This is a genomic window from Methylorubrum suomiense (assembly GCF_022179765.1).
In the GTDB taxonomy this organism is placed as follows: Bacteria; Pseudomonadota; Alphaproteobacteria; order Rhizobiales; family Beijerinckiaceae; genus Methylobacterium; species Methylobacterium suomiense.
Genome location: NZ_BPRE01000021.1, coordinates 1 through 12560, shown reverse-complemented (window position 1 = coordinate 12560; position 12560 = coordinate 1). Strand labels below are relative to the sequence as shown.

Below are 12560 nucleotides of genomic sequence, written 5' to 3'. Positions count from 1 at the left end.
TCAGGCCGCCACCCCAGTGGCGGGCGCCGCCGCGTCGCGGCTGCGCCAGAGATAGCGGGCGAGAATCGAGCGGTAGGGTGCGAAGCGTGCGGCGATGGCCGTCGTATCGTCCCGCCCCGTGAGATGGCGCAGAGCCCCCACCGCCGCCACATCGCCGACCGGCCAAATGTCGGGATCGAGGAAGTGGAAGATGCCGACCATGTCGGCGGTCCAGGGCCCGACGCCGCGAATGCCGCACAATACGGCGGAGCGCTCCGCATGCGGCAGAGTTCCGAGATCGGCCCCGAGGCATCCCCGCGCCTCGGCCTCGCGGACGGCGTGGAGGGCCCGCACCTTGTTGGCCGAGACGCCGCAGGTCCGCAGCACAGCCTCGTAACCCGGCACGAACAGGTCGCGGGGCGTCGCCCCCTCGGCCTGCGCGGCGACTTCGATCCGCGACCAGATCGCGAAGGCGGCCTTGGTCGAGAGCTGCTGGTTGACGATCTCGACGAAGAGCCGCTCGGCCACGCTCGCATGGATCGGCGGCGCGATGGCGATCGGGCCGATGCGCGCGATGGCGGCGTGAAGCGGCGCACTCGTCGCTTCGGCATCGGTCAGGAGCCGGTGATAGACCTCGGGATCGAGCATGAATGCCTCCGGCGGGACAACCGCCGAACCCGCCAAGCGATGCCGGGCACGGCATGGGGAGACGCGGTGCGCTCGATCAGTCGTGATCTCCGTGCCGCCGAGATCCCCGCTCCAACTGGGATAGGAGGATCCGCCTGATTGGGTTGCCCAGTCCCCGACCTCAAGCGTCGCCGAGATAGCGCCGCCGCAGATGCGCCAGAAAGTCCGCCGTGCCGAGCGGTCGGCCGGTGGCGGCGACCAGGAGATCGTCGGTTTCGAGCAGGCTGGCGCGGGCGTGAACGTTCTCACGCAGCCAGCCGAGCAGCGGCGCGAAATCCCCGCGGGCAAGGCCCGGCCGGATGTCCGGCACAGCGGTGCAGGCGGCGGCAAAAAGTTGGGCGGCGGCCAGCGCCCCCAGAGTGTAGGTCGGGAAATAGCCGAAGCTGCCGCCCGGCCAGTGAATGTCCTGCAGGCAGCCGAGCCGGTCGCTCGGCACGGTCAGGCCGAGGAGATCCTTCATTCCAGCATCGAAGGCACCGGGCAGGTCAGCCACCGCAAGGTCGCCGGCGATCATCGCGGTTTCGAGGCGGTAGCGCAGCAGGACATGGGCCGGGTAGGTCACCTCGTCGGCATCGACCCGGATGAAGCCGGGCTCGACCCGCGTGGCGAGCCGGTGCAGGTTATCCGCCGTCCAGGCCGCCCCCTCGCCACTGAAAGCCTCGCGCAAGACGGGTGCGAGGTAGGCGCAGAATTCCCGACCACGGCAGGCCTGCATCTCGATCAGCAGAGACTGGCTCTCGTGCAGGCTCATGCCGCGGGCAAGCCCGACCGGCTGGTGTCGCCACGCCGCCGGGCGGCCCTGTTCGTAGAGAGCGTGGCCGGTCTCGTGCAGCACGCCCATCAAGGCGCCGGTCACGGCCCCCTCGTCGTAGCGGGTGGTGATGCGCACGTCGTCCGTCGCACCGCCGCAGAACGGGTGCAGGCTGACGTCGAGCCGCCCGCGGCTGAAGTCGAAACCGGCCGCCCGCATCAGCGTGAGGCCCAGCTCCCGCTGAATCGAGACGGGGAAAGGGCCGGGCAGGGGCAGCGGCGGCGCCTCAGTGGCCTGCCGCTCGCGCACCACCCCGACGAGATCGGGCAGGACGGCGCGCAGCTCAGAGAACAGCGGATCGATGCGGGCCTGACGCATGCCCGGATCGTAGCCGTCAAGCAGGGCGTCGTAGGGAGACAGGCCGAGGACGGCCCCCTTGGCTTCGCCGACGAGCCGCTGAAGATGCAGCACCTCCGCGAGATGGGGGCGCAGCCGCGCGAAGTCGGAATCGGCGCGCGCCTCGCGCCAGACCATCTCACAGCGGGTCGCGGCCTTCGAGGCGGCGGCGACGAGATCGCCCGGCACCGCCGACGCATGGACATGGGCACGGCGCATCTCGCGCAGGTTCGCCCGCTCCCAGGGGCCGAGGCTTGCCGCCTCCGCCTCCGCCGCATCGAGCCGCTCGGACGTGCGCGGATCGGTGAGGATCTCGTGGGCGATGACCTTGAGCACCGCCATCTGCTCGCCGCGGGTGTCGGCGGCGCCGTCGGGCATCTGCGTCTGGGTATCCCAACCGAGGATGCCGCCGGCATCGTCGAGCGCGCCCAGGCGGGCGAAGGTCGCCGAGAGGGTGGTGTAGGCCTGCATCGCGGCTCCCCGGAATGTCCGATCGGTTCGCTGAAGAGGGCGGTGTAGAGGATCGGCCCGGAGGGTGGCCACCGACATTTGCAACGAACCGGCTGCGGCGGTGTCGCCGAGATCGGCGGCCCGCGCACAGCATCAAACCACGTTCCTCGACCGGAAGCCGCGGTGAGGCGCGCGGTCAGGAATACAGTCCCCGACGAAAGACGCCCCGCGGGGGCCGAGCCGCGCGGGGCGTATTGCGACACGGGCGCGTTCGTCCGCCCGATATGTTGCAGATCAGTTGTTGCCGCCGCTGGCACCGCCGCCGCTGCCCTGCGGAACGGCCCGTGCCGGCTGGTTGGCGTTGCCGCCGACGGCCGAGTCAGACTGGAAGGTATCGGCACCGGTCGAGCCGAACGGAACGACCACGTTCGCGTCAGCGCCGGTGTTGTTCTGACCGCTGGTGATGGTGCCCGTCGTCGCCGGGCCGTCGATCACCACCGGCGGGGCCGACGGATAGGCCGTCTGCGCCAGACAGGGCGAGGCGAGGGCCAAGCTTCCGACGAGGGCGAGGCTGAACTTTTTCATGATTACTGATCCTGAGACGATGATTTTCCCATCAACGGAGGACAGCCGGCAAATATCCACGCTTCGACGGCGCATTGTGCCGCAGCGCACCATAGGATGATCAGGCCGGGCGTTGCCACCGAACCGAGCCCCTCGAGCTGGGCCCGGCCACGGTAGATTGGAACTCATGTCCCGCCGTTTGCTTCGCCGCTCATCCTTACGACGAACCAGCTTCGCCTTCGCCCGACTGCGCTCTAACCGAACAGAGCACGCATCATCCCGTCGTACCAAGCTCGTCCCAACGCGGCCTCCCGCATCCGGACATCCGGCGGCGCGTCCTCCGGGCTCAGGCCGTCCGAACCGGGAACGGTCACGAGCCGGTCCCATTCGGGCTGGTAGACCCCGGAAATGGAGAACCCGTATTCGGGTGCCGCGAGGCTGTAGCAGACATTGATCAGGCGCGGCTCGACCGGCGCACGGCCGGCGAGCAGATCCGTGACCGCCTGGGCGCAGACCTGTGCCTGGGTGTAGGCCGAGAAGGCCGATTTCGGCATGGCCCCGGCGGCTGCGGCATCCCCGATGACGTGGAGGCCGGGGCGGAGCGTCGATTCGAAGGTTATGGGATCGACCGGGCACCAGCCGGAGACGTTCGTCAGGCCGGTGGCGCGACACAGGGCAGGCGCCGTCTGCGGCGGAATCATGTTGAGGACCGCGGGACGGAACAACCCCGCTTCCGCCCGCAAGGTCCGGGCGGTCGGATCGACCGCCTCCAACCGGCCGCCTTTTGCCAGGGGCACCCATTCGAGATGGTCGGGATAGAGCTTGGTCCAGGCGGACTGAAACAGCGGCTGCTTGGAGAAGCTGTCCTTGGCGTCGAGGATGATGACCTTGGAACGCGGCTTCCGTGTCTTCAGGTAATGCGCGATCAGGCTGGCGCGCTCGTAGGGACCCGGCGGGCAGCGATAGGGCAGGGCCGGCACCGTCAGCGCGACGAGCCCGCCATCCTCCATGGCGTCCAATTGCCGGGCCAGAAGGGCGGTCTGCGCGCCCGCCTTCCAGGCATGCGGGATCGTGGCGCTCGCTGCCTCGTCGTAGCCGGGGATTGCATCGAAACGCAGCCCGATCCCCGCCGAGACGACGAGGCGGTCGTAGGCGAGGTGCTGCCCCCCCGCCAACGCGACCCGGCGCGCATCCGGTTCGATGGCCACGACGGTGTCGTGGACGACCGAGACGCCTGACCGCCTCACGCCCTCGTAGTCGAAGGTGATGGCCGAGATCGGCATCAGCCCGGCAATCACGGCGTTGCTCGACGGGCAGGTGACGTAACGCGGGGACGGCTCGACCAGCGTCACGGCGAGCCCGTTCCGGACGAGCGCGCGGGCCACGGCGACGCCCCCGAAGCCGCCGCCGACGACGACCACGTGCGACGGCGTGCGGGCAAGCGCCGGAGCGGCCAGGGAGAGGGCGGTCAGGCCGGTCAGCAATCCGCGGCGGGTGGTGATGACGCTCATCGGGGCGCCGCTTCCGGGCGGGCGAGCGACTCCGCGATTGCGCGAGCCTCGATGTCGGAAAAGCCCTTGGCGATGCGCGGCATCACCGTGCCGTCGCGTCTGCCGCTCCGATAGGCCGCCAGGGCTGCCTCGATCTGCTGCGCCGACAGCGTCCCGAGAGTGGGAAACCCTGATGTCGTCGCACCGACGCGATTCTCATGGCAGGCAAGGCAGGACGCGGCACCGGGCGCCAGCGGTTCGGCCGAAGCACGGTTCGCCGCAAGGAGGATCAAGCCGGACGTCGCCAGAGCCGTCATGAGAGCCGCCTTGGCCCTGCATGCCAGACATTTCATGATCGGCCGCAGCCGTGACGGCGGCGGTCATGGCGGCGACACTTCGCCTTGCGAGCCAGCAACGCGCAACCCGAGAGTCTCATCGGGCGTCCCTTCGATCCCGAGCGGTCTGAGTTTGCTCGCGTGTGTTGGGACCAGAATCAAGTGGCGCCCTGCTGCGACCTTCCCGCCGTCCGCCATCGGCGGCGGCGCTCATTGATTGTTAACCGTGTTGCCCCCACTTTGTGTTCACGCCGGTCGCGACCCTGTCGCTCGATCGGACACGGCCACGATGCCGAGTTTGGGTGACGCCGGATGTACGCGCACCTTCGACCCGGCCTCCGTGGCCGTTCACGTTTCTGGACGCTGCGCGCCCGCGCTTCGCTTCTGAATTGTCGGCCACCGTTGAGGCCGAGGCCTTAGAACGCGGCGGCCTGCTTGACGCGCTCGTCGGCGGCCGGGACCTTCAGCCACTGGACGGCACCGGGGAGGGCGTAGCCGCCCTGGCGGTGCACGGAGCCGGTATCGGTGGCCAGACCCTGGGTCTCGAAGGTCAGGGCGCCGACCGTCTTGGTGCCGTTCACGGCGACCGGCTCCTGGGCCAGGACGGCGGTGGTGGTCAGAACGGTCAGCGCCAGGCCGGCGGCGGCGCGCGAGATGATCTGCTTGGACATCGGTTCAGCCTCTTCGTTTGGCGGCGGGCTTCCCGTCGCTTCGTGAGGAGGAATGTGCTTTGTAGGTCCCCATGAATCAAATGGGCTGATTTCATAATGCGCATCGATCACGTGCATCTTGCTCGCCTCGATCTGAACCTGCTCGTCGCCCTCGACGCTCTGCTGACGGAGCGCAGCGTGACGCGGGCCGCCGGACGGATCGGGATCAGTCAATCGGCGATGAGCCATGCCCTCGGTCGCCTGCGCGCGACCTTCTCGGATGAGCTACTGACTCGCGGGCCGGACGGCATGCGGCCGACGCCGCGGGCCCTGGCGCTGATCGAGCCAATGCAGTCGGTTCTGGCGCAGATCCAGCAGATCACCGCGCCGCCCGCCGCCTTCGATCCGGCGAATGCGGACATCACCTTCACCCTCGGCATTCCGGATTCGACGGAGGTGCTGCTGATGCCAAACCTGATCGCGCATCTGCAGGCCAAGGCGCCGGGCGTGAAGCTCCTGCTGCACACCGTCGACCGCAACCGCATCCTCGACGATCTCGACAGCGGGCGTGTCGATCTCGGCATCGGCGTGTTCGAACAGGGGCAGACGCATCACAAGCGCCGCATCCTGAACAAGGAGAGCTATCTCTGCCTGTTCAACGCCGATCTCGTCGGCCTGACCCCGCCGATCTCCCTCGACGACTACCTGCGCTTCCCGCACCTGCTCACCAGCTTGGTGGAGAGCGCGCACGGGGTCGTGGACGACGCCCTCGCCAAGATCGGCCGCAAGCGCGTCATCGCGCTGACCTCGCCGCGGTTCGCCGTGATGCCCTTCGTGGTCCGGCAGGCGCCGGTCATCGCCACGATGCATTCGCGGCTGGCCCGCTTCTTCGCCGACAGCATGGGGCTTACGGTCAGCCCGGCGCCGGTCGATCTGCCCGACGTGTCGATCTCGATGATCTGGCACGCCTCCAACGACGACGTGCCGAGCCAGCGCTGGCTGCGCGAAACCATCGTGATGCTGCGCCGCGCGACTTGATGTTTGAGGTCGGACCTCTCACCTCTCGGTCAGACCGTTTCCCCCATCGCGGCGGTCGAGCCGTCCCGGCTCCCGACCGCGAGCGCGCCGGCCGCCGCGTTCGCCCCGTTCGCGCGCGGTCGGCGCGTCCTTCCTCGGGCTCGTTCGAGCACCCACACGAAAACGGCCGCGTCGTTCACTTGCGCCGCCGGGACGGCTCGCAGCCGCTCAGGGCCCGGAAGGCGAGGCGGGCGAGCGCTTCCAGCCCAGCCGAGAGCCGACCGCCATCGGAGGCGAGGAGACGGAGCCCCAAACCGGCACCGTTCGGGAGCGGGCTCGCCCCGGCGAGACAGCCGAACGCGTCGGCTTCGGCCTGAAGCAGGCGAGGGGCGGGCAGGATCTCGGCCGGCGCGAGCAAGATCATGGTCCCGTAGGCACGGTGGCGCCCCAGCGGCGAGGCCGCCGCCGTGAAAGCCTCGCCGTCCAGCGCGCTCCGCTCGCGCACCAGCGTGCGCCCGGCCGGGTCGGCGATGCGCAGGCTCATGGAGAGGCGATCGAAGGGCAGATCGCGGCCGGTGGGATCGTGGCAGGCGACCCCCTCCGTGAGGATGGCGCGGGCACCCGGCGCCGCCTCGATCTCCGTCGTCACGTTCAGATGCGCGCCGGGAAACAGGATCAGCGGGTCGGGCGTGTAGGCCAGGAAGGCATCCGTGCCGATCCCCACCCGCGTCTCCTGACGCGTCGGCAGCGGCCCGCCGCGATGGACGACGGTGCCGGCCTGGGTCGTGACGAAGGCCCGCGCGCCCGGCCGCGCCTCGATGGCGAGGCTGAGATGGTCGGATCGGTAGAGGCCGCCCGAAGCTGATTGCAGGTAGAGCGAAGCGAGATCGGGCGCCTCGGGATGGAGGCGAAACACCCGCGTGACGTGGAACGGGTAGGGCACATGCTGGCGCGTCAGCACCGTGGCGCCCCCGCCCCGGGCGAAGACGAGGCGCGCCTCGGCGCGGCGTCCGACCGTCTCCAACGAGACCTCTCCCGAGGCGCGGGCAGCGAGGGACGACATGACGGTCAGGGCGTGAACAGCACGGCGCGGCAGATGGCGTCGGCGACCGCCGCCACACCTTCACCGGAGCGGGCATTGGTGGCCGCCACCGGCTTGTCGCCGCGCGCGCGCCGCGCCTCGGCGAGCATGCCGGGCAGATCGACGCCGACATGGGGCGCGAGGTCGGTCTTGTTGACCACGAGCAGATCGCAGCGCAGCACGCCGGGACCGCGCTTGCGGGGGATGTCGTCCCCGCCCGCCACATCGATCACGAAGATCCACCAATCGACGAGATCGAGGGAGAAGGTCGAGGCGAGGTTGTCGCCGCCGGACTCGAAGATCAGCAGTTGGAGGCCCTGGAACTTCCCTTCCAGATCGTCGCCGGCCGCGATGTTAAGCGTCGGGTCTTCGCGGATGACGGTGTGCGGGCAGGCGCCGGCCTCGACCGCCTCGACCCGTGCCGGATCGATCAGACCGGAGCGGCGCAGCCGCTCGGCGTCCTCCTTCGTGACGAGATCGTTGGTGACGACCGCGAGATCGACGCCGCGCCCCTGAAGTTCGGGAATCAGCCGCTCGATCAGGGCCGTCTTGCCGGAGCCGACCGGGCCGCCGATGCCGATCCGGGCGGCGGTGGCGGGCAGGGGAGTCGGGAGTTCGGTCACGGGAGCGTTCATCGCAGCATGTAGCGTTGGGCCAGGGGCAGGGTGCGGGCAGGCTCGCAGGTGGCGAGTTCGCCGTTGACGAAGACTTCGAAGGTCTGCGGATCGACCCGGATTTCCGGGCACAGGTCGTTCCAGAGCATGTCCGCCTTGGTCAGCGTGCGGGTGCCGCGGGCCGGCAACAGGCTCTTACGCAGTCCCAAATTCTCACGAAGCCCGCCTTCGATCGCCAGCGGATGGACGAAGCAGGCGGAGAGCCCCTGCTTGGCCAGCCCGAAGGCACCCCATTGCGGGCGCATCAGCATCGGCTCGCAGGTCATCAGGGAGGCCGCGGAATCACCCATGGCGCCCCAGGCGATGAACCCGCCCTTGATCACGAGCTCCGGCTTGATGCCGAAGAAGGCCGGGCGCCAGACCACGATATCGGCCATCTTGCCGGGTTCCAGCGAGCCGATATGCGCGTCGATTCCGAAAGTGCGCGCCGCGTTGATCGTGTACTTCGCGATGTAGCGCTTGATCCGGGCATTGTCGCCGAAGCCCGGCTTCTCCTCGGGCAGGGCCCCGCGCTGGTCCTTCATCTTGGAGGCGAGCTGCCACGTCCGGCAGATCACCTCGTGGATGCGCCCCATGCCCTGGCTGTCGGAGCCCAGCATGGAGATGGCTCCGATATCGTGCAGCACGTCCTCGGCCGCGATGGTCTGCGCGCGGATGCGGCTCTCGGCGAAGGCCACGTCCTCCGGGAGCGCCGGATTCAGGTGATGGCACACCATCGTCATGTCGAGGTGTTCGTCGAAGGTGTTGACCGTGTAGGGATTGGTCGGGTTCGTCGACGAGGGCAGACAATGGGGCAGGCCCGCCACACGGATGATGTCCGGCGCGTGGCCGCCGCCGGCGCCTTCCGTGTGGTACATGTGGATCGTGCGCCCGCCGATGGCCGCGATGGTGTCCTCGACGAAACCTGATTCGTTGAGCGTGTCGGTGTGGAGCTGGACTTGGAAATCGTGCTCGTCGGCGAAGGCGAGGCACGAATCGATCGCCGCCGGCATCGCCCCCCAATCCTCGTGGATCTTGAGGCCGAGCACGCCGGTCTCGAGCTGCTCCTTGAGCGCGGCGGGCCTGTGGGTGTTGCCCCTGCCCAGAAAACCGAAATTGACCGGCCAAGCCTCGGCCGCCTGAAGCATCTTGCCGGTGTTGAATGGCCCGCCGGAATCGATCCCCACCGTGATCGGTCCGAGCGAGCCGCCGAGCAGAGTCGTGATGCCCGACGCGATGGCATGGTCGGGCAGGCCGGCGGAATCGAAATGCACGTGCACGTCGATGGCACCGGGGGTGGCGATCAGCCCCTCGCAATCGCGCACCGTGGTGCCCGCCGACACGATCAGGCGTGGATCGACCCCGTCCATGATCGCCGGGTTGCCGGCTTTGCCGAGGGCCACGATGCGCCCGTCCTTGATGCCGAGATCGCCCTTCACGATGCCCAGCACCGGGTCGATCACCAGGACGTTGCAGAGCAGGAAATCGAGGGCGCCCTGCGCCGCGGTGACGCCGGGCGCCAGCCCGATGCCATCCCGGAGAGTCTTGCCGCCGCCGTGCAGGCACTCGTCGCCGTAGACCGCGTGGTCGTGCTCGACCACGGCGACGAGGGAGGTGTCGGCCAGCCGCACGCCGTCGCCGGTGGTGGGGCCGTAGAGGGCGGCGTAGTCGCGCCGGGGGATCGTGACCATTCTTCCGTGACTTTCCCTCAAGACCTGTCCGACGGGCTCATCCCAACACATCCCCTCATCCTGAGAGGCCGTTTGATGGGCTCGTCGCAGCATCGCCGCGGTTCGATCTCGAACGGGCGCTCATGCGCCCTTGAAGCCGCGTGCCCTGGCACGCGCCAGCGCATCGGCGCGGGCGGCATCCGAGTCGAGCTTGCCCTGCGTCAGATTGTTCAAACCGGTCAGTTCCTTGTTCCCGCCGAAGCCGGTGAGCGTGACCGTCTTGCGCTGGCCCGGCTCGAACCGCACCGCCGTGCCGGCGGGGATGTCGAGACGGAAGCCCAAAGCCTTGGCGCGCTCGAAGTCGAGGGCGCGGTTGACCTCGAAGAAGTGGTAATGCGAGCCGATCTGCACCGGCCGGTCGCCGGTATTCGTCACGTCGATCGTCACCCGTGGGCGGCCCGCTGCCAGCTCGATCTCGCCCTCTGCCGGCAGGACCGCACCGGGTTCCAGCGTGTCGGGCTCGGCCCCTTCCGCCGGGCGGATCGGCTCGTGGACCGTGACGAGCTTCGTGCCGTCGGGGAACACGCATTCGACCTGCAGGATCGGCATCATGGCGGCGATGCCCTCCATGACGTCGCCGGTGGTCAGGATGGTCGAGCCCCAACCGATCAGATCGGCCACCGAACGCCCGTCGCGGGCGCCCTCCAGGATCTCGTCGGTGATGATGGCGACCGCCTCCGGATAATTGAGCTTCAGCCCCCGCGCCCGGCGCTTGCGGGCGAGTTCGGCCGCGGTGAAGATCGTGAGCCGTTCGAGTTCGGTCGGCGTGAGCAGCATCGCGGCCCCTTCCTCAATTCGCGAACAGGCGCAGTTCGGCCTGGGCTTGGCGCATGGCGGCGATCTCGATCAGCGGCGTGAAACCGGTCAGGACGATGTCCTCGTCCTGAGGATCGTCGACAGGATATTCGAGGATGCGGGCGATCCGGGGCAGCGCGCCCGAGAGCACGCGCTGCGCCTCGATCGCGCCGACGAGGCCGAGCCGGACGGCGGCCGAGGTCAGGCCGCTGGCGAAGGCGTAGCCCGCGACCGACGCCGCCCGTTCCTCGGACAGTCCCAGAGCACGCCACAGCGCCCCCTGCACGGTCGCGAGATGCCCGAACAGCGTTCCCGTCCGCACGGCGGCACGCAAGGCGGCGGCGCCCGGCGTGCCGAGGCGGGCATGCGCAGCGAGCAGCGAAGCGCCGTTGCGGCGACTGCCGGTGCGCATCGGCTCGGACAGCGAGGCTGCCTCTACCGCTGCATCGATCGCCGAGAGGCGCTCCGACGCAACGGCATCGTCCGCACCCGTCCGATGGGCGAGGACCAGGGCGACCCGGTCGGTGCCCGCCCAGCGGAAATCGAGCGCCGCCGACACATTGCGCGCCAGTTCCACCTCGCCGAAGCCCGGCTCCTGCGCGGCCAAGCCTTCGATGCCGTTGGAGAAGGCGAAGCTGCCGCTCGGAAAAGCGGTGTCGCCCTGCTGCAGCGCGATGAGATCTGCGAGCACCGGTTCGATCACCGTCTCAGCCTCTGCCCGAATCGAGGATCGCGTGACGGACGCGGCCGTCCTCGACCAGGGCGCCGAGCCGGACGAGGTAGCTCTCCACCGGCCCTTCCAGGGCGACGAGGAGCGCACCGTCGACGAAGCGGACGCGCCAATGCAGATTACCCGCGTGATAGCCGAGTTCGAGGGCATCCGCCGGGCTCGATGGCTCGAGGCGCAGCCAGCGCTCGGCGCCGACGCGGACGACGATGGCGCGATCGGCCTCCAGCAGCAGCACTGCCCCATCGAAGAGGGCCTGATCCCGCGGCAGGGCGAGCGCGATCTCCTCGCCGCCAGTCGTCACGGCACGCAGGCGCCGCCGGGCCATGTCGGTGCCGTCCACCCGAAGGATATCGACGACACCATGATGTTCGAGATGGTGCAGACGGTCGGCCAATCCCGTGTCGAGCCGGCTTCCCAAAATCTGTTGGATCATCCGCATGCTTGGGCGGCTCCGGTACGGTGGCGGATCGAGCGGAGCGGGACGAAACGCCCGCAGCTCAAGGCGTCGCGGAGCGACAGTTCCGCTAGGAACCAACGCCGAAACTTGCGAACAGCAGGAACATAGTTTTCTTCAAGAGAAACTTGCAAGGCAGTGCGGCCGATTTTTCTTTCCTGTGCGACCGGAAAATCGCTGCGGCAGATCGAGGACGATGTCCGATCATCCACACCATGCCCCGAAGCAATGGGTGTCGATATCCGTGGGTGCACCGCCCGAGTGCGAAGCTAGCGGTCTCGCCCAGGGATCACTGCGGCGACAGTATCGGGGCGGTGGGACCGCAAAGCGGCGCACAGGATCGCGGTGAAACGCTTCATCGGCCGACAGATCTTCCTCAGCGGTCCCTTGCCGCGACGGGAAGGCAGCAAGTCCCGGACCAACCGTGACGGGCTCCCTCGGCACCGACGACGCGACCATCTCGGCGCTAAAAGGTGGAAGCCCGAGGAACGGTTGCAGATTACGCCAAGCGGCCCCCCTTCTCGTCGAAGAGCTGCATCTCCGACGACATTCGGATGCTTTGAGGATACCTCAACCTGCGAGAGAGCTGAGTTCAGGACGGCTGCACCTGCCGGAGGCCGTTGTCCCCAGGTGCGATCCCACTGGCCGGCCGCCGATCCAAGCTAAGCAGACCGCACCCGAGACGAACTAGAGGCTGTTATGGACCGCAAGCGAGTAGGGCAGCCTTCCTGAGCATGAGGCAGACAAAGGCGACGAGGTGCAGGTCTGCCAATGTGCTTGCATATCGCTCGTAGTCCT

The 12560-nt window shown here is 68.7% G+C and carries 13 protein-coding genes and 1 pseudogene; 1 reads left to right on the top strand and 13 read right to left on the bottom strand.

Annotation, left to right across the window (positions count from 1 at the left end; genetic code table 11):
- The 6 genes from MFF26_RS23800 to MFF26_RS23775 all read right to left on the bottom strand — a co-directional run bounded on the left by MFF26_RS23800 (nt 1) and on the right by MFF26_RS23775 (nt 5323).
- A complete protein-coding gene (locus MFF26_RS23800; protein ID WP_137829844.1) occupies nt 1-627 on the bottom strand; it encodes a DNA-3-methyladenine glycosylase family protein in 627 nt (208 codons plus the stop codon).
- Between the two features lie 160 nt (nt 628-787).
- Nucleotides 788-2284, bottom strand: coding sequence for a carboxypeptidase M32 (locus tag MFF26_RS23795; protein ID WP_137829845.1), 1497 nt, complete (start codon nt 2282-2284; stop codon nt 788-790).
- A 273-nt stretch (nt 2285-2557) separates the two neighbouring features.
- Nucleotides 2558-2848, bottom strand: coding sequence for a hypothetical protein (locus MFF26_RS23790; RefSeq protein ID WP_137829846.1), 291 nt, complete (start codon nt 2846-2848; stop codon nt 2558-2560).
- Nucleotides 2849-3081: 233 nt separating this feature from the next.
- On the bottom strand, nt 3082-4338 hold the full coding sequence (locus tag MFF26_RS23785) for an NAD(P)/FAD-dependent oxidoreductase (RefSeq protein ID WP_137829847.1): 1257 nt from the start codon (nt 4336-4338) through the stop codon (nt 3082-3084).
- Nucleotides 4335-4634: a c-type cytochrome gene (locus MFF26_RS23780; RefSeq protein WP_238308746.1), complete on the bottom strand. Its 300-nt coding sequence runs from the start codon at nt 4632-4634 to the stop codon at nt 4335-4337. The genes MFF26_RS23785 and MFF26_RS23780 overlap by 4 nt, the downstream gene beginning before the upstream one ends.
- A 434-nt stretch (nt 4635-5068) precedes the next feature.
- Nucleotides 5069-5323, bottom strand: coding sequence for a hypothetical protein (locus MFF26_RS23775; RefSeq protein WP_137829849.1), 255 nt, complete (start codon nt 5321-5323; stop codon nt 5069-5071).
- Between the two features lie 96 nt (nt 5324-5419).
- Between MFF26_RS23775 and MFF26_RS23770 the strand changes: the two genes are divergently transcribed.
- Nucleotides 5420-6340 (top strand): LysR family transcriptional regulator, encoded by a 921-nt coding sequence (locus MFF26_RS23770; protein ID WP_137829850.1) that lies wholly within the window; start codon nt 5420-5422, stop codon nt 6338-6340.
- A gap of 175 nt (nt 6341-6515) precedes the next feature.
- On the opposite strand, the gene MFF26_RS23765 is transcribed toward MFF26_RS23770, so the two are convergent.
- The 7 genes and pseudogenes from MFF26_RS23765 to MFF26_RS23735 all read right to left on the bottom strand — a co-directional run.
- Entirely contained in the window at nt 6516-7382 is an 867-nt protein-coding gene (locus MFF26_RS23765) for an urease accessory protein UreD (RefSeq protein ID WP_137829851.1), read from the bottom strand.
- Nucleotides 7383-7387: 5 nt separating this feature from the next.
- Nucleotides 7388-8035: an urease accessory protein UreG gene (gene ureG, locus MFF26_RS23760; RefSeq protein ID WP_171015476.1), complete on the bottom strand. Its 648-nt coding sequence runs from the start codon at nt 8033-8035 to the stop codon at nt 7388-7390.
- A complete protein-coding gene (gene ureC / locus MFF26_RS23755; protein WP_137829853.1) occupies nt 8032-9744 on the bottom strand; it encodes an urease subunit alpha in 1713 nt (570 codons plus the stop codon). Before ureC ends, ureG begins: the two co-directional genes overlap by 4 nt.
- 120 nt (nt 9745-9864) lie before the next feature.
- Nucleotides 9865-10560: an urease subunit gamma gene (locus tag MFF26_RS23750; protein ID WP_137829854.1), complete on the bottom strand. Its 696-nt coding sequence runs from the start codon at nt 10558-10560 to the stop codon at nt 9865-9867.
- A gap of 13 nt (nt 10561-10573) precedes the next feature.
- Nucleotides 10574-11269, bottom strand: coding sequence for an urease accessory protein UreF (locus MFF26_RS23745; RefSeq protein WP_137829855.1), 696 nt, complete (start codon nt 11267-11269; stop codon nt 10574-10576).
- Between the two features lie 16 nt (nt 11270-11285).
- Complete coding sequence (gene ureE / locus MFF26_RS23740) at nt 11286-11747, bottom strand: urease accessory protein UreE (protein WP_238308745.1); 462 nt, start codon at nt 11745-11747, stop codon at nt 11286-11288.
- Nucleotides 11748-12459: 712 nt separating this feature from the next.
- Nucleotides 12460-12560, bottom strand: a pseudogene (locus MFF26_RS23735) (IS5/IS1182 family transposase); the annotation flags it as partial.

What these genes read in the sequence shown, in the direction of transcription:
- MFF26_RS23800 (WP_137829844.1), bottom strand. Translation starts at nt 627, where the DNA reads ATGCTCGATCCCGAGGTCTATCACCGGCTCCTGACCGATGCCGAAGCG.
- MFF26_RS23795 (WP_137829845.1), bottom strand. Translation starts at nt 2,284, where the DNA reads ATGCAGGCCTACACCACCCTCTCGGCGACCTTCGCCCGCCTGGGCGCG.
- MFF26_RS23790 (WP_137829846.1), bottom strand. Translation starts at nt 2,848, where the DNA reads ATGAAAAAGTTCAGCCTCGCCCTCGTCGGAAGCTTGGCCCTCGCCTCG.
- MFF26_RS23785 (WP_137829847.1), bottom strand. Translation starts at nt 4,338, where the DNA reads ATGAGCGTCATCACCACCCGCCGCGGATTGCTGACCGGCCTGACCGCC.
- MFF26_RS23780 (WP_238308746.1), bottom strand. Translation starts at nt 4,634, where the DNA reads ATGACGGCTCTGGCGACGTCCGGCTTGATCCTCCTTGCGGCGAACCGT.
- MFF26_RS23775 (WP_137829849.1), bottom strand. Translation starts at nt 5,323, where the DNA reads ATGTCCAAGCAGATCATCTCGCGCGCCGCCGCCGGCCTGGCGCTGACC.
- MFF26_RS23770 (WP_137829850.1), top strand. Translation starts at nt 5,420, where the DNA reads ATGCGCATCGATCACGTGCATCTTGCTCGCCTCGATCTGAACCTGCTC.
- MFF26_RS23765 (WP_137829851.1), bottom strand. Translation starts at nt 7,382, where the DNA reads ATGTCGTCCCTCGCTGCCCGCGCCTCGGGAGAGGTCTCGTTGGAGACG.
- ureG (WP_171015476.1), bottom strand. Translation starts at nt 8,035, where the DNA reads ATGAACGCTCCCGTGACCGAACTCCCGACTCCCCTGCCCGCCACCGCC.
- ureC (WP_137829853.1), bottom strand. Translation starts at nt 9,744, where the DNA reads ATGGTCACGATCCCCCGGCGCGACTACGCCGCCCTCTACGGCCCCACC.
- MFF26_RS23750 (WP_137829854.1), bottom strand. Translation starts at nt 10,560, where the DNA reads ATGCTGCTCACGCCGACCGAACTCGAACGGCTCACGATCTTCACCGCG.
- ureE (WP_238308745.1), bottom strand. Translation starts at nt 11,747, where the DNA reads ATGCGGATGATCCAACAGATTTTGGGAAGCCGGCTCGACACGGGATTG.